The 21,098-nt window shown below is 47.2% G+C and carries 23 protein-coding genes, 1 tRNA gene and 1 pseudogene; 9 read left to right on the top strand and 16 right to left on the bottom strand.

Annotated elements, in window-relative coordinates:
- Nucleotides 1–367 precede the first annotated feature (367 nt).
- The 8 genes from CSHOW_RS07385 to CSHOW_RS07420 all read right to left on the bottom strand — a co-directional run bounded on the left by CSHOW_RS07385 (nt 368) and on the right by CSHOW_RS07420 (nt 8,253).
- The gene (locus tag CSHOW_RS07385) at nt 368–1,087 is read right to left on the bottom strand and encodes a fumarate reductase iron-sulfur subunit (protein ID WP_002949755.1); all 720 of its coding nucleotides are present in this window, start codon (nt 1,085–1,087) and stop codon (nt 368–370) included.
- On the bottom strand, nt 1,080–3,098 hold the full coding sequence (locus CSHOW_RS07390; protein ID WP_002949756.1) for a fumarate reductase flavoprotein subunit: 2,019 nt from the start codon (nt 3,096–3,098) through the stop codon (nt 1,080–1,082). The genes CSHOW_RS07385 and CSHOW_RS07390 overlap by 8 nt, the downstream gene beginning before the upstream one ends.
- Nucleotides 3,099–3,116: 18 nt before the next feature.
- Entirely contained in the window at nt 3,117–3,815 is a 699-nt protein-coding gene (locus CSHOW_RS07395; RefSeq protein ID WP_002949757.1) for a fumarate reductase cytochrome b subunit, read from the bottom strand.
- A gap of 105 nt (nt 3,816–3,920) precedes the next feature.
- Nucleotides 3,921–4,736 (bottom strand): prolipoprotein diacylglyceryl transferase, encoded by an 816-nt coding sequence (gene lgt / locus CSHOW_RS07400; protein WP_002949758.1) that lies wholly within the window; start codon nt 4,734–4,736, stop codon nt 3,921–3,923.
- Nucleotides 4,733–5,290, bottom strand: coding sequence for a hypothetical protein (locus CSHOW_RS07405; protein WP_002949759.1), 558 nt, complete (start codon nt 5,288–5,290; stop codon nt 4,733–4,735). Before CSHOW_RS07405 ends, lgt begins: the two co-directional genes overlap by 4 nt.
- A 49-nt stretch (nt 5,291–5,339) precedes the next feature.
- Nucleotides 5,340–7,499: a heavy metal translocating P-type ATPase gene (locus CSHOW_RS07410; RefSeq protein ID WP_002949768.1), complete on the bottom strand. Its 2,160-nt coding sequence runs from the start codon at nt 7,497–7,499 to the stop codon at nt 5,340–5,342.
- Nucleotides 7,499–7,702 carry a heavy-metal-associated domain-containing protein gene (locus tag CSHOW_RS07415; RefSeq protein WP_002949769.1) on the bottom strand — a complete coding sequence of 68 codons (204 nt, stop codon included), beginning with the start codon at nt 7,700–7,702 and terminating at the stop codon, nt 7,499–7,501. The genes CSHOW_RS07410 and CSHOW_RS07415 overlap by 1 nt, the downstream gene beginning before the upstream one ends.
- On the bottom strand, nt 7,699–8,253 hold the full coding sequence (locus CSHOW_RS07420; protein ID WP_002949772.1) for a GNAT family N-acetyltransferase: 555 nt from the start codon (nt 8,251–8,253) through the stop codon (nt 7,699–7,701). The genes CSHOW_RS07415 and CSHOW_RS07420 overlap by 4 nt, the downstream gene beginning before the upstream one ends.
- 117 nt (nt 8,254–8,370) lie before the next feature.
- Between CSHOW_RS07420 and CSHOW_RS07425 the strand changes: the two genes are divergently transcribed.
- The 3 genes from CSHOW_RS07425 to CSHOW_RS07435 all read left to right on the top strand — a co-directional run bounded on the left by CSHOW_RS07425 (nt 8,371) and on the right by CSHOW_RS07435 (nt 11,074).
- Nucleotides 8,371–9,078: a YebC/PmpR family DNA-binding transcriptional regulator gene (locus CSHOW_RS07425; protein ID WP_002949774.1), complete on the top strand. Its 708-nt coding sequence runs from the start codon at nt 8,371–8,373 to the stop codon at nt 9,076–9,078.
- Nucleotides 9,079–9,092: 14 nt separating this feature from the next.
- On the top strand, nt 9,093–9,587 hold the full coding sequence (locus tag CSHOW_RS07430) for a peptidylprolyl isomerase (protein ID WP_002949776.1): 495 nt from the start codon (nt 9,093–9,095) through the stop codon (nt 9,585–9,587).
- Between the two features lie 116 nt (nt 9,588–9,703).
- Nucleotides 9,704–11,074: a cation:dicarboxylate symporter family transporter gene (locus CSHOW_RS07435; protein WP_002949779.1), complete on the top strand. Its 1,371-nt coding sequence runs from the start codon at nt 9,704–9,706 to the stop codon at nt 11,072–11,074.
- A 53-nt stretch (nt 11,075–11,127) separates the two neighbouring features.
- On the opposite strand, the gene CSHOW_RS07440 is transcribed toward CSHOW_RS07435, so the two are convergent.
- Nucleotides 11,128–11,838, bottom strand: a complete 711-nt coding sequence (locus CSHOW_RS07440; RefSeq protein ID WP_002949781.1) for a DUF6882 domain-containing protein — start codon at nt 11,836–11,838, stop codon at nt 11,128–11,130.
- 136 nt (nt 11,839–11,974) lie between these two features.
- On the opposite strand from CSHOW_RS07440, the gene pepT reads away from it, so the two are divergent.
- From pepT to CSHOW_RS07450, 4 genes and pseudogenes are all read left to right on the top strand, one after another.
- Nucleotides 11,975–13,210, top strand: coding sequence for a peptidase T (pepT, locus tag CSHOW_RS07445; RefSeq protein WP_002949783.1), 1,236 nt, complete (start codon nt 11,975–11,977; stop codon nt 13,208–13,210).
- A gap of 193 nt (nt 13,211–13,403) precedes the next feature.
- Nucleotides 13,404–13,529, top strand: coding sequence for a hypothetical protein (locus CSHOW_RS10560; RefSeq protein WP_002949786.1), 126 nt, complete (start codon nt 13,404–13,406; stop codon nt 13,527–13,529).
- Nucleotides 13,530–13,547: 18 nt separating this feature from the next.
- A pseudogene (locus tag CSHOW_RS10670) lies at nt 13,548–13,604 on the top strand (tetratricopeptide repeat protein); the annotation flags it as partial.
- A 21-nt stretch (nt 13,605–13,625) separates the two neighbouring features.
- Nucleotides 13,626–13,973 (top strand): tetratricopeptide repeat protein, encoded by a 348-nt coding sequence (locus tag CSHOW_RS07450; protein ID WP_002949787.1) that lies wholly within the window; start codon nt 13,626–13,628, stop codon nt 13,971–13,973.
- 195 nt (nt 13,974–14,168) lie between these two features.
- Here the strand turns inward: CSHOW_RS07450 and dcuC are convergent, their stop codons facing one another.
- Entirely contained in the window at nt 14,169–15,476 is a 1,308-nt protein-coding gene (gene dcuC, locus CSHOW_RS07455; RefSeq protein WP_002949790.1) for a C4-dicarboxylate transporter DcuC, read from the bottom strand.
- A gap of 1 nt (nt 15,477) precedes the next feature.
- Between dcuC and CSHOW_RS07460 the strand changes: the two genes are divergently transcribed.
- Nucleotides 15,478–15,672, top strand: coding sequence for a hypothetical protein (locus CSHOW_RS07460; protein ID WP_002949792.1), 195 nt, complete (start codon nt 15,478–15,480; stop codon nt 15,670–15,672).
- On the opposite strand, the gene pepE is transcribed toward CSHOW_RS07460, so the two are convergent.
- On the bottom strand, nt 15,669–16,379 hold the full coding sequence (gene pepE, locus CSHOW_RS07465; RefSeq protein WP_002949794.1) for a dipeptidase PepE: 711 nt from the start codon (nt 16,377–16,379) through the stop codon (nt 15,669–15,671). The two genes, CSHOW_RS07460 and pepE, sit on opposite strands and share 4 nt — an antisense overlap.
- Nucleotides 16,380–16,632: 253 nt before the next feature.
- On the opposite strand from pepE, the gene CSHOW_RS07470 reads away from it, so the two are divergent.
- Nucleotides 16,633–18,078, top strand: coding sequence for a nicotinate phosphoribosyltransferase (locus CSHOW_RS07470; protein ID WP_002949796.1), 1,446 nt, complete (start codon nt 16,633–16,635; stop codon nt 18,076–18,078).
- A 777-nt stretch (nt 18,079–18,855) separates the two neighbouring features.
- Here CSHOW_RS07470 and CSHOW_RS07475 read toward each other — a convergent pair.
- The 5 genes from CSHOW_RS07475 to ribH form a co-directional block, all read right to left on the bottom strand.
- Nucleotides 18,856–18,946, bottom strand: a tRNA-Ser gene (locus CSHOW_RS07475).
- Between the two features lie 143 nt (nt 18,947–19,089).
- Nucleotides 19,090–19,332, bottom strand: coding sequence for a helix-hairpin-helix domain-containing protein (locus tag CSHOW_RS07480; protein WP_002949799.1), 243 nt, complete (start codon nt 19,330–19,332; stop codon nt 19,090–19,092).
- Between the two features lie 213 nt (nt 19,333–19,545).
- Nucleotides 19,546–20,232, bottom strand: coding sequence for an orotidine-5'-phosphate decarboxylase (gene pyrF, locus CSHOW_RS07485; RefSeq protein WP_002949802.1), 687 nt, complete (start codon nt 20,230–20,232; stop codon nt 19,546–19,548).
- Nucleotides 20,229–20,624: a transcription antitermination factor NusB gene (nusB, locus tag CSHOW_RS07490; protein ID WP_002949804.1), complete on the bottom strand. Its 396-nt coding sequence runs from the start codon at nt 20,622–20,624 to the stop codon at nt 20,229–20,231. Before nusB ends, pyrF begins: the two co-directional genes overlap by 4 nt.
- 1 nt (nt 20,625) lies before the next feature.
- A complete protein-coding gene (ribH, locus tag CSHOW_RS07495) occupies nt 20,626–21,096 on the bottom strand; it encodes a 6,7-dimethyl-8-ribityllumazine synthase (RefSeq protein ID WP_002949806.1) in 471 nt (156 codons plus the stop codon).
- Nucleotides 21,097–21,098: the final 2 nt, after the last annotated feature.

Genomic DNA, 21,098 nt, shown 5'->3' on the forward strand with positions numbered 1-21,098 from the left:
TGTCACAATATTCCAAAAAATATGAGCCTTAAAACCTCTCTTGTTTTCATTATAATATTTGACGCGCACTTAAGCATGCATGACTAACTCAAAATAACATAAAAACAAAGCTATTGCTGAATTTACTGCAAGCAACCCATCTTTTAAATTTAAACAAGAAATCAAAGATGCCGTAATCAAATTTAGATTAATGCAAAATTGGATATTTTCGTATATCCGCATATTTTGAAAAATTTAACAAATTAAGTATCATAAAAATTTGGATAAATTTAACCTAGTTAAAAAAGGTAAATTCGACGATCAAATTTGAGAAAAAGTAGAGTAAAATTTGAAGTTAAATTTAAAAAGGGGTCTTACGACCCCTTGTCTACTTTATTACAGCCATCTTTCTGCGCATATACGCTATCCTGCTTTGTAACGGGAGGTGTTTAGGGCAGTTATCCTCGCAACCTAACAAAGTCATACAGCCAAACACGCCGTCATCATCGCCGATAAGCTCATAAAAGTCCTCGTCGGTTCGTTTATCTAGTGCGTCGATTTTAAATCTAGCTACGCGGTTAAGTCCAACAGCACCGATGAAATCAGGCCTCATAATAGCCGTACCGCACGCAGCTACACAGATACCGCACTCGATGCAGCGATCAAGCTCGAACACCTCTTGTGCGACTTCAGGCTCGACTTTTTCCTCAAGCTTAGAGATATCGGTCTCGTGGTCGGTGTGTATCCAGCTCTCCACGCGCTTACTCATCGCGTTCATCCAGTTGCCCGTGTCTACGCTTAGGTCTTTTAGTAGCTTAAACACCGGCAAAGGCATAAGCTCGATCACGCCGCCTGGATAGTCTTTGGTTAGCGTACGGCAAGCTAGCTTTGGCGTACCGTTAACTAGCATACCGCAGCTTCCGCAGATACCGGCGCGGCAAACGAAGTCAAAGCTAAGATCCGGGTCAAATTTCTCGCGAATTTGATTTAACGCTATAAAAAGCGTCATACCGTCTGTTTCCTCTAGCTCGTAGCTCGCAAAATGCGGCTTTGAAATTTTGCTCAACGGATTATATTTAAATGCTTTTATGGTTATTTTTCTACTCATATCCTATTCCTGCTCTTTCGTTTGGTGCTTTATATTTAGGCTGAAGATCATAGTGCATTAGCGCTTCTTGGATCTCGTATCTGCCTTTGCCTTCGGCTTCCATTTTGGCGCGGATCTCATCGACCTGCGCTTGACGTACGGCGCTGTCCGGGTGCTCTATGATGTTACCCTTAGCTCCGTATCCGCGGAATGCCGGCGGAATTTCCATTTTCATAATATCAAGCGGCTCATACACGATAGTCGGTAGCGTATCGCCCTCTTTCCAGCTAGTTAGAGTTCTGTTTAGCCAGTTTAGGTCGTCGCGTTTCGGATAGTCCTCGCGGCAGTGCGCTCCGCGGCTCTCGGTGCGATCAAGCGCGCCTTTTGCGATACAAAGTGCTAGTTTTAGCATCTTCGGTACGCGGTAGGCTTCCTCAAGCTCAGGGTTGCCAAATGGCGCCTTGTTTGCGACTTTAACGTCTAAAGATTGTTTATAAAGCTCTTCTAGCTCTTTTACCGCTACGGCTAGACCTTCGCCGGTTCTAAAGATCGCTACGTGCTCCCACATGATGTCTTTCATCTTGTTTTTGATCTCAAATACGTTAAATTTGCCTTCTTTTTCGACAAGGCTCTTTAGATAGTCTTCCTCTTTTTTAACGAATTTTTCGATGTCGTTAGTATTTATCTCGATCTCGTGTTTACCGCAGTAGTCGGCAAAATAATCTCCCACGATCATGCCCGCGACGACAGTTTCTGAAACGGAGTTGCCGCCTAGACGGTTAAATCCGTGCATATCCCAGCATGCAGCCTCGCCAGCACTAAATAAACCCGCTAGCGTCGGACTCTCGCCTGTAGGCTTAGTTTTGATGCCGCCCATAGAGTAGTGCTGCATAGGTAGGATCGGCGCCCAGCCTTTACCGCGCTGACGTCCGTTCTCGTCGGTATATACTTCGGTATCGGCAGGATCGATGCCGTTAAAGATTTCGCAAATTTCTTGAACGTCGCGCAAGTTTTTCTCGATGTGCTCGCGTCCTAGGATTGAGATATCTAGCCAAACGTGATATCCGTATGGGCTAGGCACACCTTTACCTGCGCGGATGTGCTCCATGATGCGGCGGCTTACGACGTCGCGGCTAGCTAGTTCTTTTTTCTCAGGTTCGTAGTCAGGCATAAAGCGATATCCGTCCACGTCGCGTAAAATTCCGCCGTCGCCGCGGCAGCCTTCTGTTAAAAGAATGCCAGATGGAACGATCGGAGTCGGGTGAAACTGCACCGCTTCCATATTTCCCAGTTGTGCAACGCCCGTCTCAAGAGCAATAGCAGCGCCGATACCCTCGCAAACTACGGCGTTTGTAGTGTGTTTATAAACCCTTCCGTAGCCGCCCGTAGCGATTAGCGTGCCTTTTGCGACGTACGCCGTGATCTCGCCGTTAACCAGATCGCGAACGATCGCACCGTAACAGCGGTTATTTGCGTGGATTAATGCGATAGCTTCTTTTCTATCGTGGATTTCGACGTTATGTTTTAGAGCTTCGTTTGCTACGGCAAAAAGCATCGTGTGACCCGTAGCATCCGCCGTAAAGCAGGTTCTCCATTTTTTTGTACCGCCAAAGTCACGGCTGTGAATAAGTCCATGGACCTCTTCTTTTTCTACGATAGTCGTTTTTTGAGCGTTGATGATAGCGCTTCTTTCGCCTTTTGTTATACGAGTCCAAGGCACGCCCCAAGCGGCTAGCTCGCGGATCGCCTTAGGCGCGGTTTGACAAAACATACGTGCAACTTGCTGATCACAGCCCCAGTCGCTACCTTTTACCGTGTCGGCAAAATGCACATCCTCGTTGTCGCCTTCGCTCATTTTTGAATTTCCCAAAGAGGCTTGCATGCCGCCTTGCGCAGCTGCAGAGTGCGAGCGCTTAACTGGGATTAGGCTTAAAACTACCGTACTTAGCCCCCTTTCTCCAGCGGCAACGGCAGCTCGAAGCCCCGCTAGACCGCCTCCGATAACTAATGCGTCATAATATTTTACGTTCATTTTTTAAAGCTCCTTTTTCTAAAGACTGATCCACACGAAATCAGCGATCAGCGCGATGACCGCGAGCACTCCAAAAACCGCAAATATCGCAGTTTTGGCTTTATTTCTTTTTGCGAACATCTCTTGTTTGTTTACTCCGTCGATGCTTATCCATTTTACGTATAGGCGGTACATTCCCACGCCGGCGTGAACAACCATAAATACAAGTAAAGCGAAGTAGAAAATTTCTAGTTGATGAAATGCAGCCGCTGATTTATCGGCAGTGATGTGTCCGCCAAATATTATATCGACTAGGTGCGCGCTGGCTGCGAAAAATAGAGCAAAACCGGTTAAAAACTGAAACCACCAAAGCGTAGTATCAAGGTGTTTCATACGGTCTTTATGACCTTTAAACATAATGTATTGTCTGTAGTTTGCAGGGAATTTCCTCATCGCTAAAAACGCGTGAGCGATAAAAACGGCAAATATTACCGCAGCGATAACGTTAGTGATCCACCACGTAGCCTCGCCGAATAAAAATTTAGCCTCCGCAAAACCTACAACGGCGTTAAATGCGCCCTTGCCGAATAAAATGGTAGAGGTAAATACCATGTGACACAAAATAAAACAGGCCAAAATCAGTCCCGTTATACTTTGCCATCTGTCCCAAACGGCAGGAGTACGACTTTTTTTCGTATCCGCTTGCCTACCTAAGAAGCCCTCGATTAGCCCACTCATGAGCCCTCCTATAAAATTGAAATAAATTATCATAACTTAAAAGAAAATTAAATTACGACACTATAAAAACGGCGTAATAGTATCGTAAATTACTTTAAAAACCTTTTAAAATTTTGTATATTTTTTATTTAAGATAATATAAAGGAAAATGCCGCACGCAAACATTAAAAAGGATAGTATCTGCCCCATAGATAAATTTAAAAATACAAAGCCGATACCGAAATCAGGCTCCCTAAAGAACTCGCAGACAAATCTTGCAAAGGTATAAAGTATGGCATAAAGAGCGATGAGTTCGCCGTCAAATTTTTTAAATTTTCTATAAACAAAAAGGATAGCAAAAACCGCAAGCCCTTCTAAAATGGCTTCATAAATTTGCGATGGATGGCGCATCTGTCCCGCGACGTTGATCGCCCATGAGACGTCCGTGATACGACCGAAAAGCTCTTGATTTAAAAAATTTCCTATGCGACCGAAAAAATATCCAAGCGGAATACTAAGCGCGACGAGGTCCAAAAGTTGCCACAAATTTTGCTTAAATTTACGGCAAAAGGCCCATGTCGCTATCAAAAACCCGACCACAGCGCCGTGATAGCTCATGCCGCGGATACCGACGAATTCGCCGTTGTGAAAGGGGTTAAAAATCTGCCAAGGGTGAGTGAGATAATAAGCGGTATTTGGATCGTAAATGACGATGTAGCCAAGCCTCGCGCCCAGTATCACGCCGATTTCCACCCAAAAGAAATAGTTATCAAGCAGCGAATTTGAGATTTGCATATTATCGCGCTTGACGATAAATTTAGCCACCCCGAGCGCCACGAGTAGCGCCAGGACGTACATTATCCCATACCAGTGCACCTTGATGCCAAACAGCTCAAACGCAACGGGATCAAAATTTATATAAAAGTCGTTCCACCAACTCATCTAGGTACGACTTTGACTTTTAGCGTATTTTCGATACCGCTCGCAAAATCCTCGAAAAGATAACCCATAGCGCGGTAAAATTTACTTTTTGCTTCGTTTTGCAGGACGGGGGCCAGCTTTTTTGCGTACGGTAGCAGATACGAGCTTAGCAAAACGCCCAAAATTTCCTTCGTCTGTTCGTCTTGTTTTAGCTCGACGACGGAGGAGAAAAACGAAAGCTCGTTCGTTAGGCTATCAAGCGCGCTGACGTTTAAATTTGGGCTAAATTTGCACTTTTTATAAAAGCCCTCTAGCCGCGCTTTATCGCCCTCGAAAAAAAACTCCGCGTTAAAATATTTTTTCAAATTTGCGAAGTCCTTTGCGATCTCTAGGGTGCTTTCAGTTTTTATCGACTCCTCGTATAGCGCGCGCCCTTTGGCGTTTGCTTCGCTATCGTTTGTTATTATCCATTTCGGATTTTTATTTAGCTCGCTAAAAAGCTTCGCGCTCGGCGGCAGAGCGAAATTTAACGCAAATATCCTTGCGATCACGGCGTAAAATTTACCCAAATTCATCGTTTTCCTTTATGTTTTTTGCGGGATTTTACAAAATTTAGGCTAAATTTTAGATTTGCTTAAATCGTAATCTGATCGAATTTAACACGACCGTGACCGAGCTAAAACACATCGCCGCAGCCCCATAAACAGGCGTTAGCATGAGCCCCAAAGGTGCCAAAACTCCCGCTGCAACCGGGATGCAAACGGCGTTATAAACAAACGCCCAAAATAAATTTTGCTTTATCGTTTTCATCGTTTCTTTGGCTAAATTTATCGTAGAAACCGCGCTTTTTAGGTCATTTTTTACTAGCACTACGTCGCCGGCCTCTTTTGCGATGTCTGCGCCGCTACTCATCGCGATACCCGCATTTGCTTGTTTTAGCGGGGCGGCGTCGTTGATACCGTCGCCCACAAACAGCACCGCACCCTCTTCTTGCAGACGTTTTATGGTTTCAAATTTTTCATTAGGCAGCATGCCAGCAAAGACCTTTTCGATGCCCAACTTGCCAGCCACGTTTTTAGCGGTGAAGGCGTTATCTCCGGTTAGCATTACGGGCGTTACGCCGGCATCTTTTAGGCTTTGCATAGCCTGCGCGGCATCCTCTTTTATAGTGTCGCTAAGCGCAATAAATCCAACGTAAATTTTATCCACGGCCGCGAGTACCACGCCGTTTCCTTCGTTTTGCGCTTTGGCGATTTGCTCTTTAGCCTGCGCGCTTATTTCTACGCCAAGCTCGTTTAAAAGAGCCTCGTTGCCTGCTATCACGCTATCATCGTCGCTCTTTACGCCGCGTCCCGCGATATTTTCAAAGCCCTTTTCGTCGCCTAAAATTTTAAGCCCCAGCTCGCTTGCGTATCTAACGATCGCAGCCGATATCGGATGCGAGCTTTTGGCTTCTAGAGCGGCGATTATGGCTAAATTTTCATCGTTTATATCGGTAAAATTTACTGAAATTTCGCCCTTGGTTAGCGTGCCCGTTTTATCAAATACCGCGTATTTTACGTTGCCAAGCACCTCTAAAACCTCGGGATTTTTGATGAGGATTCCGTTTTTAGCGCCCAGAGATAGCGAGGAGACGATAGCTATCGGAGTAGCAAGCCCTAGCGCGCAAGGACACGAGATAATCAGCACGCAAACCGCACTTAGCACGCCTTGCAGCGCATTTCCCGTAATCGCAAACCACGCAAAAAACGTAACGACGGCGATAGCTATCACGCTAGGCACGAAGATATTTGCCACGCGGTCGGCAAAGCGGCTAATAGGCATCTTTTTGCTCGACGCATCGCTTAAAAGCTCTAAAATTTGCGACAAAAGCGTCTGGCTAGCAAGCTTTGTAACCTTTACGTTTATGTAGCCGTTGACGTTTATAGTTCCCGCGTTAACCTCGTCGCCTTGCCTTTTATAGACGGGCAGGCTCTCACCCGTTAGCATCGAGGTGTCGATCTCCGCGCCGCCGTTTATCACGACCCCGTCGCAAGGTACCGCGTAGCCGCTCTTTACGACCGCGATATCGCCTATTTTTAGGCTCGCGGCGTCGACTTCTAGCGCGCTACCGTCTTTTTGTAGTACGAGAGCGGTCTTTGGCGACATATCCATGAGCGATTTTATATAATCGCCTGCGCGAGCTTTTGAGCGCTCTTCTAAAAATTTACCAAGCAGCACGAAAGCCGTTATCATGGCTGCGCCCGAGACGTAGAGGTGGCGCATGTTTTCAGGCAGGCGCTCGCCCGCGATAAAAACGCCCAGCGAATACGCAAACGCCGTGCTTGTTCCCAGCGCGACGAGTACATTCATGTCGAAATTTTTATTTTTCAGCGCGCCGTAAGCGTGGATAAAAAAGTCCCGCCCGCACGTAGCTATCGTGATAAAGGCAAGCGCTAGCATGATGGCTGATTTTGCCGCGCTTGGCTGCTCGCTCATCTCAAGTGCCATGATCACCGCGCTAAAGGCTGCGGCGGCTAGGAAATTTCGGCGTAAATTTAAGATATGTTTCTCGCGCTTGGCTTCAAATTCCGCCAAATCCTTTGCCACGCCATAGCCTAGTTTTTTTATCTTTTCCTCTATCGCGGCTTGTACTTCGGCGTTTTCGACGATAAATTCGCCCGAGCCGTTTGCGAAGCTGACCTTCGCGTCTAGTACGCCCGCGATCTTTTTGGTTACGCGCTCGATGGCGTTTGAGCAGTTTACGCAGGTCATGCCCGCGATGTTTAGTTTGATATTTTGCATCAAATTTTCTCTATGACGCTAAATCCCAAATCATCGAGCTCCTCTTTAAATTTCGCCTCGTCCTTGCCGTCTAAATTTACGCTCACGACCCTTGGTTCTACGCCAAGATCGACCTTTATCTCGCCGTATTCGTCCTCAAGAGCGTTTTTTATGGTGTTTGCGCAGTTTTCGCAGTGGATATTAGCAACCTTAAATTTAGTCATCCTATCTCCTTTATCATATGGTAGTATTTGTGAGAATTTATGATCATTTCGCAGTCGGCTTTAAAGCCCAAGCGCTCGTAAAAAGCCATAGTTTTTGGCTTTTTTTCATCAACGATGAGGGCTACTTTTTTGATATTTCGTTTAGGCGCGAGAGCAAAGATAAATTTGATCAGCTCTTTTGCGATACCTCGTCCGCGAAACCTCTCGTCCACTGCGAGACTATCGATATATAGCTCATCCGCAAAGCACTCTGTCTGCGGAAATTTACCGCACCCAAGCATCTGTAAATGCGCCCTGATGGGCCCATCTAGCGCATCGATCTCGCCTCCGTCGTAAGCGCAAATCGCCCCCGCGATCTCGCCGTCAAATTTGCAAACAAAAACGTTGTTGTAGCTTAGGCGGTTTATCTCGCTTCTAAAAAATTTATGCAAAATTTTATCGCTCTTAGCGGGATCGCTCACGCCGCTAAGCGTAAAAGCGATGTCCTCCATGGCTAAATTTAACAGCTCTATGCAGCGCGCGGCGTCGTCTTTTTGGGCATTTAAAATCATACGAGGATTATAGGACTTAAAGCTAAATTTTTTGCTAATACGCTCAAAACCTCTCGTTTTTAAAAAAATGCAAAATTTTTTTAGATATAATTGGGCAAAAATTTTTAAAGGAACGAAATGGGACGAGCGTTTGAATATAGGCGCGCCGCGAAGGAAGCGCGCTGGGACAAGATGAGCAAGGTTTTTCCAAAACTCGCCAAAGCCATAACCGTGGCGGCTAAAGAGGGCGGCACCGAACCTGATATGAACCCGAAACTTCGCGCCGCGATAGCCGCAGCCAAGGCGCAAAATATGCCAAAAGACAACATCGACGCGGCGATAAAACGCGCTAACGGCAAAGATAGCGCGGATATCAAGACCATCTTTTACGACGGCAAGGGCGCTCACGGCGTGCAGATCATCGTCGAGTGTGCCACCGATAACCCGACTCGAACGGTCGCTAACGTCAAGGCGATATTTAGCAAAAACGGCGGCGAAATTTTACCTAGCGGAAGCTTAAATTTCATGTTTACGAGAAAGAGCGTTTTTGAGCTTGATATGCCGGCAAAAGAGCTTGACGAGATCGAGCTAGAGCTCATCGACTTTGGTCTAACCGAAATCGAGGAAGAAGACGGCGTGCTCTATATCTACGGCGATTACGCGAGCTTCGGAACTCTTAGCGAAGGCATCGAAAAACTGGGCCTAGAGGCTAAAAAAGCAAGCCTACAATACATCGCAAACTCGCCGATAAGTCTAAATGAAGAGCAAATGAGCGAGGTAGAAAAGCTGCTCGACAAGCTCGAAGACGACGACGACGTGCAAGCGGTTTATACAAATATCGAATAAATTTAAGGAATAAAATGAGAAACGACGAACTAAAAATCTACGACATCGACGCAGCCGAGCTTGCTAAGCTCAAATTTGCCGTAATCCACACCGAAAAAGGCGATATGAAGCTCGAGCTTTACGGCGACGAAGCGCCGCAAGCGGTGACGAATTTTGCCCAGCTAGCTAAAAGCGGCTTTTACGACGGATTAAATTTCCACCGCGTGATCCCAAATTTCGTGATCCAGGGCGGCTGCCCGCACGGTACGGGTATAGGAGGGCCGGGCTGGCGCATAAAATGCGAGTGCGTAGGCCAAAAACACAAGCATAAACGAGGAGCCCTATCCATGGCGCATGCAGGTCGCGATACGGGCGGCAGTCAGTTTTTCGTCTGCCACAGCGCGCAGCCGCACCTTGACGGCGTACATACGGTGTTTGGCCAGATCGTGGATGAGCAGAGCCTAAAGACGCTAGATAGCGTCAGACAAGGCGACAAGATAAACTCGATCGAAATTTTAGAGAGTTTGTAAAATTTGATGAAATTTGCGCCGGCGGGTAAAATTTGACCAAAAATCGCCGCGATTTTATCTTTTTATATAAATTTATTTGTTAAAATAGCTTTTTAATAATTTTTAAAGGACACCTCTTGAACCCAAGCGTTTCAAACGCGGCAAAACCGCAAAAACCTTTTCTTATTAGAATGTTTACCAACCTAGCGTTTTGGGTGGTTTTCGGCATCGTCGCGGGCATCGCGGTCGGCATGATCTTCCCGGATCTAGGCATCGCGAGCAAGCCGGGCATTGACTACTTTATCAAAGCCTTAAAAGCGCTCATTGGACCGATCATTTTCCTCACGATCGTCTCAGGTATAATCGGACTTGAGAGTATGAAGGAACTGGGCTCTATCGGACTTAAAGGATTTATTTACTTTGAGGTCGTTAGCACCATAGCTCTTGCCGTGGGAATAATCTTTGGCGAAACGCTAAAACCGGGTCACGATATGCACCTTGACTATACACAGCTTGATGCCTCTAGCGTAGAAAAATTTACGAGCCAAGCCTCAAATATAGACGCAAATAGCGGAATTTTAGCGCATACGCTTCATATTTTACGCGGCGCTGTACCGGTTGACGGTATCTTCCCTTACGTGCATCTACTTGATCCGTTTATCAAATCAAACACGCTTCAAGTGCTATTTTTGGCAATCGTTACGGCTGTTGCGATCTCGTTTTTAAAGCACGACTATAAAAAGAAGATCCTAAAACCGCTTGAAATCGTTCAGCACTGGGTGCTAAAACTGCTTACGATTTTGATGCTATTTAGCCCGGTTGCGGTGTTTTCCGCGATGGCATTTTTGATCGGTAAATTCGGCATTAACTCGCTTTTGGGTATGCTTGAGCTACTTTTTGTTATGGCGATTGCAAGCTTATTTTTTATATTCGTCGTTCTGGGTATAATTTGCTATTTTGCGAAGGTCAATATCTTTAAATTTATGCGCTTCATCGCAAAAGAAGTCCTGATCGTATTTGCGACGAGCTCCTCAGAGACCGCGCTAGCTCCGCTCATGCAAAAGCTCGAAGCAGCAGGCATCCACAGGGGTGCAGTAGGGCTCATCATACCGACTGGATACTCGTTTAACCTCGACTGCACGAACATCTACCTATCGCTTAGCGTTATTTTCCTCGCTCAAGCCTTCGGTATCCCACTAACGGTCGAGCATTTGATACAAATTCTCGTCATCTTGATGGTAACGAGCAAGGGTGCGGTCGGCGTCACGGGCTCCGGATTTATCATACTTGCCGGTACGCTTGCCGCGCTTCCAAGCGCCGGTATTCCGGTGGTTACAGTTGCGGTGCTGCTTGGCGTGGATAAATTTATGTCCGAGATGCGCGCGGTCGGAAACCTCTGCGGCAACGCCGTAGGCTGCCTAATCATCTCGATCTGGGATAAAAAAGTAGATATGGAGAAATTCCGCTACGCGCTCGATCACCCGGACGAGTTTCACTTCCATTCGTAAATCTAAGGCGGTGGGCTTTTAGCTCATCGCCTCTTTTTTCAAACTACTCAAATTTAAAATTCGTACTTAAATCCCGAAATCCTACCCTTATCGTCAAATTTGATCAAAAGCTCTTTGTCAAATTTGGCTACGATTTCGTCTTTGGCTTTTTTAAAAAATCCGCCTTTTTCGATATTTTCATCAAATTTTACTCCGTTAAATTCCAAAAAGCTTTTGATAAAAATTTTATGATCTACGTCGTGATTTTGTATGCAACCGCTTGCGGTTTTAACAAACTCGTGCGCGCCAAGAGGCTCAAAAAACGATGCCGGTGCATCGGTGATCGCTACAAACGCGCAGCCCTTATCGTGCCTGCAGCCGTAGTAGCATAAATTTTCGCCCACCGCGCCGCACGCGGCGATGCAAAGCGTATGGCCGTTAAATGCCTCATCAAGCTCAAAGCTAGGCTCGCTAAAAGCCTGCAAGCCCCACTCCAGCCCTGCGCGCAGCACCTCCGCCGAAAACCGCGTCGCCTCCTCGCCGAAGTTATTTACGTTCGCGTGTCCCCACAGCCACGTGTCGCTCACGTTTGACTCGCTGCCGATAAACTGTATCTTGTAAATTTGATCGCCGAAAGCTATCTCGCAGCTGTCAAAATCCACGTTCCACTCAAGGTTGCCGACGATATCAGCAAATCTACCTTGCACCGCAGCCATCTTGCCCAGCGTCGCCGAAAAAACCTGGTGAAAGTCCGAAAAATCGCTTACGTAACGTAAATTTCGCATTTTTGCTCCTTTAAATTTAGTTTGCGAATTATACCGATTAAATTTTAAACTTGCTGAAAAATATTAAAACTTTATTTTAAGCTTAATTAAAAGATAGTATAATTTCATAAATTTTATCTCAAATTTAGGAGCGAACATGGACATAGTCGAGAGATTTTTACGCTATACGAAGATCAACACCACCACAAACCGCGAAGCGGGCGCAGCGGGCATCATGCCATCTAATCCAACCGAGCACGATCTGGCAAAGCTGATAGAAAGCGAGCTAAAGGAGCTTGGCTTGCAAAATATAAAAAGACGAGAAAACGCCATAACTACGGCCGTTTTGCCGTCAAATTCCTCTAAAAAACTGCCGTCCGTGGCGTTTTTCGCACACCTTGATACTAGTGCGGAGCAAAAAAACGACACAAAAGTGCAAATCGTGCGCTACGAGGGCGGCGACGTCATACTAAATAAAGGGCTAGGCATAGCGCTGAAACTTAGCGAATTCCCGGAGCTTGCTAATTACGTCGGAGACGACCTCGTCGTGACCGACGGCACCAGCCTGCTAGGCGCGGACGACAAGGCCGCGATCGCCGCCATCGTAAACGCAGCGCAGTTTTTCATACAAAACCCGCAAATCGAGCACGGCGACGTAACGTTTGGCTTTTTGCCCGACGAGGAACAAGGCCTGCGCGGAGCCAAGGCGCTTGACGTCTCGGAGATCAAGGCCGACTTTGCCTACTGCCTTGATTGCTGCGGAATAGGCGAGCTGATTTACCAAAACTGGAACGCCGGCGACGCGGTCGTGACCTTTATCGGACAGTCCGCGCACCCGATGAACGCCAAGGGCAAGCTCGTAAACTCATTGCTGCTTGTGCACAAATTTATCTCGATGCTGCCGGGCGGCGAAGCGCCCGAGTATACGGGCGGCGTCGAGGGCTACTACTGGGTCAAGGAGCTATCTGGCAACAGCGCAAAGACCGTGCTAAAGCTCGATGTTCGCGAATTTAACGAGGCGAAATATGCGCAGCGCATGGCGTTTTTACAAGATCTAGCCGACTCGTTTGCTAAAATTTACGGCGCACACAGAATTCAAATCAGCCTAAAAGACCGCTACAAAAACGTATTTAATTACCTCGAGGACGGCGAAAACAGCCTACCAGTCGTCGCGGCAAAGCAAGCCTACGCACGCCTAAATATCGAGCCAAAAGTGATCCCAATGCGAGGCGGATACGACGGCGCGGTCATCTCGGAAAAAGGCGTACCGTGTCCGAATCTCTTTACCGGCGCGCACAACTTTCACTCCATCTACGAGTACCTGCCGGTAAAATCGCTACGAGCGGCCAGCAACGTCATCTGCGAGATCGTAAAAATCATAGCAGAGAAATAAACCGGGTCAAATTTGAGGGCGCCTTCGCTCTCAAATTTGCAAGTCGCCGCCATCCCTTTATCGCCGGTTTACGCTACCGAGACCCGTCCCTTTACGGCGCTAGCCCAAATTTACGTCAAATTTAACCCTCTCGCCCGAATTTAAGCTCGCTTTGCGTAAAATGCGAAAGCAAATTTAAATAGGAGCAAATTTGATGAAAAAGATATTTTTACCGCTAATCGCCGCTTTGGTTTTGGCTGTCGGCGCCGATATAAACGCACTGCAAAAGGGGTGCGACGATGGAAACAGTGCAAGCTGCTACGAGCTTGGAGTTTTATAAGATAACGCTAGGGAAGGAGCCGCGCAGGACTATCAAAAGGCGGCAGAGCTCTACTCAAAGGCGTGCGAGCTAGGTAGCGGTGCTGGCTGCTCAAATTTGGGCTTTTTATATGGCAACGGCAACGGCGTAGCGCAGGACGGTAGAAAAGCCGCCCAGCTTTACGCAAAGGCCTGCGATATGGGCGATGAGGCGGGCTGCTCAAATTTAGGCTTCGCCTACGCAAACGGGCGCGGCGTCGAGCAAGACTACGCAAAAGCTAGCGAATTTTACGCCAAAGCCTGCGATATGGGTAACGGCGGCGGATGCTACAACCTAGGCAACCTATATGCGCAAGGACAAGGCGTCAAAGAGGATAAAAACGCGGCCGAAAATTACCTCAAAAAAGCGTGCGATATGGAGCCGGAGCTAGCCTGCAACCGATATAAAGAATTTATCCAAAGATAATTTTACGGCCTTTGTGCGGTAAATTTGACTCGGTAAATTTAATGGGAAAATTTGCCGTTTTAGCCTTAAATTTTAGCGGCAAGCTGCATGTAAAAAATCTCTCGCAAAAACCAAATCATGAGCCAGGACGACAAGCATCGCCCTGGTAAACGCAAAGTCGGCAAAGCGCCGACTTTATCAAATTTAACTCTAAATTTAGAGCATAAAAAACGCTATAACGCACACGGCTATCGCCATCGCAGGAGCCGTTCGCTTGGCTATCTCGACCGGGCTAACCATAGCTAGACCCGCGCACACGATCGCTGCACCCGCGATAGGAGACGACGAGCGACCTAGAGCGCCTGAGATCGCAGCGGCCATGCCTAGTTTATCCTGCGCAAAGCCCAGATCCGCGGCGTGAACGGTGATAGCTTGGTTAAACGCCATAGTAGCCGCGTCGCCAGAGCCCGTAACCGTACCCATGAGATACGGCACGAAAGTACCGCCGTAGCGCACAAACTCCTGAGAGTGTTTCAACCACTCAGTGACCGCATCGATCGCTCCGCACGCCTTTAGACCTGCGACGAAAACGCCGGCAGCGATGATGATACCCATAACCTCGGCGTAGGCACTACCCATACCGTTAAAAAACTCTTTGGTGATCTTTTCCGGGCTCGTCCACGTGATAAAAACCGCGATGATAGCGCCAAGGATCATAGCCTCGGCCACGCCCATCTTCGTCCATGCTAGCCATGAGATTTTATTTAGGCCGGTGCCGCCGACGACGAGGATAACTAGCGGGATGAGAGGCGCTAGAGCAAACAGCAAATTTACCTTCGTCTGCGTCGCTTCGCCGGCGTTGCTTGTAGATTTAGGCGAGAAATCTTGTCCTTTTTGATAATCTTTAAAGATAATCGCCGTCAAACTAATCACGATCAAAACGACGATACCAGCGGCGACGGCGTTTGGAAACTGCACGCCGATGACGTCTTGGACGGTGTAGGCTTCATTGGTCTTTTTTACCATGTCGGTTACGAAAATGTTGTGCGCAGAGCCAGGGCTTAGCACGCCGCCAAACGTACCCGCAAACACAGCAGCTCCCGCCATCGCAGGACGTACGCCAGAAGCCATCAAAAGCGGTATCATCGTAGCTCCCACCGCAGCCGAGCAGCCCGCAGCCGACGGTATCGCGATATTGATAAAATAAGTCAGTACGAAAGTAGCCGGAATCAGCAAAAATCCGATATTTTTCATCGGCTTCGTAAGTAGCAAAACCAGGTGCTGGTCGCACTTAGTCACCTTCATGACGTAAGCAAAGCCCATGCTGGCGCAAATTGCCTTGATAAGCCCCGCAGAGGTCATCGACTTCGTAAAGCTCTCAAGCGCTCCGAGCGGATTTAGACAGATGACGCAGAGTACGAGTCCCACGCCGATGAGCACGGTTTTGGTCTCTCTTTTTTTGACCAATAAAAACACGACAGCGATCAAGCCTATGACCGCACAGATTAGCTTAGCAGTAGCCATTTTGTCCCCTTTCGTTTTGTGTTTTATACTTATTTCAAATTTAGATCAAATTTGCGCCGCTTGGGTTTTGCACGCTAAATTTGAGTCAAATTTAATCTTTTTATTTTTGTCGCCGATCGATGCCAAATCCAAATTTGAAAGCTTTTCTAAAACCGTTTCAAATTTGAAATTTGAGCCGCGAACCGAAAACAACTAAAATTTAAAGCTATCTCCGACCTTTATGAGCTCGGTTTCTTTTTGGTACGCCATTTTTAAAACCGGGCTGTTTTCCATGCCCATCACGGTCGCATTTTCGCCTTTTATCCTTAGAGCCGTGCCTTCAGGCAGCGCGTAGATCAGGCTTTTTTGATTTACTATCAAAAACTCCTCCAGCCTCTCCTCCCTGCTTTCGCCGTTATGTCCGGCGATCTTGCCGCTGATAAAATGCGGATTTATCTGATGCGGGAAGATATTTAGCGAATCAAAGCTCTTTGGCATTATGATAGGCATATCGTTTGTGGTCATCATCGTGCTTCCCGCGACGTTTGCGCCCGCACTCCAGCCAAAATACGGCAATCCCGCCTCCACTCTTTGCCTGATAGCTTCGACTAAATCAAATTTATAAAGATAGTAAAGTAGCGCAAAGGTGTTTCCGCCGCCGATGCAGATGGCTTTAGCCTCGGCTACGGCGCGTTTTGGATCGCTAAATTTATGGATGGACGCGATATTTTTGTACTCCAGGCAGTCGATGACCTTTTGCTCATACTCGTCGTTCGTGCGGCGAACTCCGGCGTACGGGATGAAAAGCACCTGCTCGTCCCAAACCTCGCACTCTTTTAAAAAGTCGTATATCCAGTTTTTGCAGTGCTTAAGATAGCCCGTGTCCTTGTAACTTGAGCTGCTTAAAAGCAAGGCTTGCTTCATAAAATCCTCCTAAATTTTCAAATTTTATTTACCCCAAAATCAAAAAACGTAATTTAAAATATAAAGATAATATAAAAAATTTTCTTTAAATAAAATATTTAAAACTATATGCTAAACGAGCTTAAAAACCGATAAAAAGTGATAATATTATGAGATTAAATAATATATTTGTTTAAAATCATTCCGCTAAATTTCAGCGTCTCGCAAGCCGCGGGGTTATATCATTATCAAATTTTAACGAGAAAGGGCAAAAATGACGCAGTTTGACGCGAGAAATGTCAGCATGGTGATGGATCTTTACGAACTTACGATGGCGGAGGGGTATTTGAAAAGCGGAGATCAGCCGCGCGTGGCGTTCGATGTTTTTTACCGCAAGGTGCCAGACGGCGGCGGTTTTGCGATATTTGCGGGACTTGAGCAAATCATTGAGTATGTGGAAAATTTACACTTTGACGATAGCGACGTGGCGTATCTGCGCTCGTTAAATTTATTTAGCGAGGATTTTTTGGACTATCTGCGCAAATTTCGCTTTAAAGGCGATATATACGCATTTGCCGAGGGTACGATCATCTATCCGCAAGAGCCGTTTATGACTGTCGTGGCCTCGCCTATCGACGCACAGCTCATAGAAACTGCGATCCTATCGCAGATAAACCATCAAAGCCTCATCGCGACCAAGGCTAGGCGCATCATAAAGGCCGCGGACGGCAGGAGCGTGTTTGACTTCGGCGCTAGACGCGCGCACAACCTAGACGCTGCGATCTACGGCGCCAGAGCAGCCTACATCGGCGGAGCGGACGGCACGGCAACGGTACTAGCGGCCAAGGCTTTTGGCATACCGACGACTGGCACGATGGCGCACAGCTGGGTGATGTATTTCGGCGACGAATTTGAAGCTTTTAAGCGCTACGCCCTGCTCTATCCGGACTCCGCTTCGCTGCTCGTAGATACCTACGACGTGCTGCATAGCGGCGTGCCAAATGCGATAAAAACGGCAAAAGAAGTACTTGAACCCATGGGTAAGCGCCTAAAAGCCGTTAGGCTAGACTCGGGCGACCTAGCGTATCTATCTAAAAAAACGCGCGCGATGCTAGATGCGGCGGGGCTACAAGACTGCAAAATCATCGTCTCAAACAGCCTGGATGAATACACCATCGCCTCGATTTTAACCCAAGGCGGACGCATAGACGGCTTTGGCGTGGGCGAGCGCCTGATAACGTCAAAAAGCGATCCGGTTTTCGGCGGAGTCTATAAACTAGTCGCAGTCGAGAATAAAGGCATTTTTAGCCCTCGCATAAAGGTCTCGGAGGCCGTAGAAAAGATGACTAACCCGGGTCTAAAAAAGGTCTGGCGCATATATAAAGGCGGTCAAGCCGTCGCCGATCTAATCACGAACGCGGACGAAACGCCCGATCTCTCAAAACCCTACCGCTACATAGATCCCGATAGGCCGTGGAAGGAGCTGTATTTTGAAGGCTGCACGGCGCGACAGCTGCAAAATCTAGTCGTAAAAGACGGCAAACGCGTGGGCGAAAAGCCGAATTTAGCGCAAATCAGAGAGTACGTAAAAGAGCAGCTAGAAAATGAAATTTGGCAGGAGGAGCAGCGCTTCGAAAACCCGCACAAACACTACGTCGATATGAGCGTGGACTACTACGAGATGAAGATGGAGCTTTTACGTAGCACAAAAAATAAATAAAAAAACGGGCGGCTTACTTTTGCGGTAAATTTTATCGCGCAAACACAAGTTTATAGATGCCAGAGACTAAGCCGCTCATTAAATTTTCATATCGACAAAAACAAAAGTAGCAAAATAACGGTTTTCGCTTTTTTAATATCAATCTATTTATTTGAAATGCGGTCCGATTTTAGAAATTTAACTTGCAATACCCTTGCAAAGCTAAATTTGGATAAAAAAATTAGCTTATTTTGATTTCGCTTCTAGTGCAAATTTTATTTTTTAATATTTTTAAAATCCAAATTTACGCGCAAAACCGCCCAAAATGGCATAGAATAAAAAGTATCTGCAAGTTTAAATTTAGCTTGATTTTACAGACTTAAATAGCTTGCAATACTTTATACATATTACAAGATCCACCGTCTGAAATTCAAAGTATCGCTTTAGCTCGTCGCGCCTCTCCGTAGCTTTGGCTAGGCTTATTTCGCCTACTTGCTATAATAATTCCTTTGGGCTTATTCACTACTTTACTGCAAAACTCGTAGATAAAATTTACTGCCATTAGACATTATTTTAATGGTAGATTGTCACTACCGCTTACAAAATACGGTTTATCTTTAACTTGGATTACTGATCCGTGCTAATATTTTGGGCATTGTATATCATTTTGGCTGATTGGATGTGTAAATTTTGACTGTTTTTATTGGATAGTCAGAGAAAATATCAACAAAAACACTGCTGGTAGTTTCTTTTTGTTGCCGTAGCTCACTGGGGTTTTCTGTATACTGCTTGAAGTAGTGGCGGACAGAGAGGGATTTGAACCCTCGAGCCCCGGTTAGAAGCTGCACCCTTAGCAGGGGTGTGGTTTCGGCCACTCACCCATCTGTCCACAAAAAAGAAACCGCATTATAATTAAATACCGCTGATATCTTGCTTAAATTTGCGTTTTTGAGCCTGCCGCTCTCGCGCAGAAAAAGTAGCCGCGCAAAACTACTCAATTTTAAAGACTCGCCGCGGGTCAAATTTTAAAATTTAATCCTTCCAAAGCCACCATTTTAGCTTGGCTTTGTTTGGGTGCGGCGTGCTGGCGTAGTAGCAAACCATGCGATAAACGTAGAGGATGCACCTGTCGCTGCCGCGCCCGAGCGCCTTTGTGCGTTCAAACATCTCGTCTGGATCCGCGCCCTTTAACGAAGCGATATCCTCGTAGCCGAGCGCCAGTAGATCCGCCTCGGTCGCCTCGCCGACATAGGGTATTTTCCTAAAATCGCTCAAATTTACCTCAAATTTCTTTTGAGCTCCGCCAAATTCGCCGCTTTGAATGAAATTTTAAATTTCATTCCTGCGCCGCGAAGCTTGCTAAATTTTATCTCGCTACTGCGCTCAGTCGCCGCCCGAGCTGTCCTTGCGCGATGAGTTAATTAAAATTCTCGCGCGCAGGAACACTGTTTAAAATAATTTCGCGTCAAATTTTAGGCAAACCAAGCGTTAAATTTGCCCTAAAATCCGCTCGCAAATTTCGCGCGGGTTTTGTGCCTGATATATTGGCCGACCTACAACGATAAAATCAGCCCCCGCCTTGCGCGCGACGTCCAGATCCGCCACTCGCTTTTGATCTACCGCACTCTCGCCAAACGGCCTTACGCCAGGGCAGAGAGTGATGAAATTTGCGCTCGTAGCGTCCTTTATCAGGCGGCTCTCGAATGCCGAGCAGACCATGCCGTCAAGCCCCGCTTCGTAGCTCATCACGCTAAATTTTCGCACGGCATCGCTTAAATTTTGATCGTAAACCGCGCTAAATTCGGTCTCGTCAAAGCTAGTTAGCGCAGAAACCGCTAGCACCAACGGACGCGAAGCTAGCTTATTCAGCCGCTCCATCACCGTAGCCATCGCGCGCTTGCCGCTACTTGCGTGCACATTTATCATATCGACGCCGAGCTTAGCGATCTCCTCGGCAGCATCGGCCATCGTGTTTGGGATGTCGTAGAGCTTTAGATCGAGGAAAATTTTAAAATCCCCGAGCTTTTTTAGCTCCTCGATAAAGCCCGCTCCATCGCGCAAATAGGCTCGCAAGCCCACTTTAAGCCAAATTTTATCCGAAAAGTCCGCAAGTCCCTCCGCTAGCTGCAAGCACTGCTGTTTTGAGCTCATATCAAGCGCGACGCAGAGCTTCACAGATCAGCCTTTAGCGCGTCTAGCACGCCATTTATAAATTTCGGCGCCGAGTCGCCGCCCAGCTCTTTGCCGAGCTCGATGCCCTCGTTTATGATGACGGCTTTATCGGTCGGGGTAAATTTCATCTCGTACGCCCCCAGCCTAAGCACGGCGCGCTCGATGCTGCCGATCTCGTTTATCTTCCACTCTTTTAGGCGCGCGTTTAGTAGTGCGTCAAGCTCATCTTCGTGCTCCAAAATACCGTGAAAAAGCGAGAGCGCAAGGCTTCGCTGGTCGTTTCGGATCTTTTTTTCTTCTAAAAACTCCTCGACGAACTCCTCGCTGCAGCTACCCATTTCGCGCGCGTAGAGTAGCGAAACGACGGCCTGCCTGACCTGATGACGAGTCGCCATTTTACGCCTCCAAATTTTTATATAAGCTTAGCATCTCGATCACGCCCGTCATCGCCTCAAAGCCCTTATTTCCAGCCTTTGAGCCTGCTCGCTCGATGGCTTGCTCGATGCTATCTACCGTTAGTACGCCAAATGTCACCGGCTTGCCGTATTTTAGCGTCACGTTTGCGATGCCTTTGGTCGTCTCGGCGCTCACGTAGTCAAAGTGTGGTGTAGAGCCGCGTATCACCGCTCCCACGCAGCAAATAGCGTCAAATTTACCGCTAGCTAGAGCCTTTTCAAGCGCCATAGGTATCTCAAACGCGCCCGGCACTAAAATCAAGCTCAAATTTTTCTCGTCTCCGCCGTGGCGCAAAAATGCGTCCCTCGCGCCCTCGACCAGCCTATCGGTGATAATGTGGTTAAACCTAGCGCCCACTATGGCAATCTTCTCGCCGCCTCTTAAAGCCAAATTTCCTTCGATTATTTTCATGG

Source organism: Campylobacter showae (genome assembly GCF_004803815.1).
GTDB lineage: Bacteria > Campylobacterota > Campylobacteria > Campylobacterales > Campylobacteraceae > Campylobacter_A > Campylobacter_A showae.

Coding starts and splice junctions, on each gene's coding strand:
- lgt (WP_002949758.1), bottom strand. CDS start 4,736: ATGAGTTGGTGGAACGACTTTTATATAAATTTTGATCCCGTTGCGTTT.
- CSHOW_RS07425 (WP_002949774.1), top strand. CDS start 8,371: ATGGGACGAGCGTTTGAATATAGGCGCGCCGCGAAGGAAGCGCGCTGG.
- CSHOW_RS07430 (WP_002949776.1), top strand. CDS start 9,093: ATGAGAAACGACGAACTAAAAATCTACGACATCGACGCAGCCGAGCTT.
- pepT (WP_002949783.1), top strand. CDS start 11,975: ATGGACATAGTCGAGAGATTTTTACGCTATACGAAGATCAACACCACC.
- CSHOW_RS07410 (WP_002949768.1), bottom strand. CDS start 7,499: ATGCAAAATATCAAACTAAACATCGCGGGCATGACCTGCGTAAACTGC.
- CSHOW_RS07385 (WP_002949755.1), bottom strand. CDS start 1,087: ATGAGTAGAAAAATAACCATAAAAGCATTTAAATATAATCCGTTGAGC.
- CSHOW_RS10560 (WP_002949786.1), top strand. CDS start 13,404: ATGAAAAAGATATTTTTACCGCTAATCGCCGCTTTGGTTTTGGCTGTC.
- CSHOW_RS07390 (WP_002949756.1), bottom strand. CDS start 3,098: ATGAACGTAAAATATTATGACGCATTAGTTATCGGAGGCGGTCTAGCG.
- nusB (WP_002949804.1), bottom strand. CDS start 20,624: ATGGCGACTCGTCATCAGGTCAGGCAGGCCGTCGTTTCGCTACTCTAC.
- CSHOW_RS07415 (WP_002949769.1), bottom strand. CDS start 7,702: ATGACTAAATTTAAGGTTGCTAATATCCACTGCGAAAACTGCGCAAAC.
- CSHOW_RS07420 (WP_002949772.1), bottom strand. CDS start 8,253: ATGATTTTAAATGCCCAAAAAGACGACGCCGCGCGCTGCATAGAGCTG.
- pepE (WP_002949794.1), bottom strand. CDS start 16,379: ATGAAGCAAGCCTTGCTTTTAAGCAGCTCAAGTTACAAGGACACGGGC.
- dcuC (WP_002949790.1), bottom strand. CDS start 15,476: ATGGCTACTGCTAAGCTAATCTGTGCGGTCATAGGCTTGATCGCTGTC.
- CSHOW_RS07470 (WP_002949796.1), top strand. CDS start 16,633: ATGACGCAGTTTGACGCGAGAAATGTCAGCATGGTGATGGATCTTTAC.
- CSHOW_RS07405 (WP_002949759.1), bottom strand. CDS start 5,290: ATGAATTTGGGTAAATTTTACGCCGTGATCGCAAGGATATTTGCGTTA.
- ribH (WP_002949806.1), bottom strand. CDS start 21,096: ATGAAAATAATCGAAGGAAATTTGGCTTTAAGAGGCGGCGAGAAGATT.
- CSHOW_RS07440 (WP_002949781.1), bottom strand. CDS start 11,838: ATGCGAAATTTACGTTACGTAAGCGATTTTTCGGACTTTCACCAGGTT.
- CSHOW_RS07395 (WP_002949757.1), bottom strand. CDS start 3,815: ATGAGTGGGCTAATCGAGGGCTTCTTAGGTAGGCAAGCGGATACGAAA.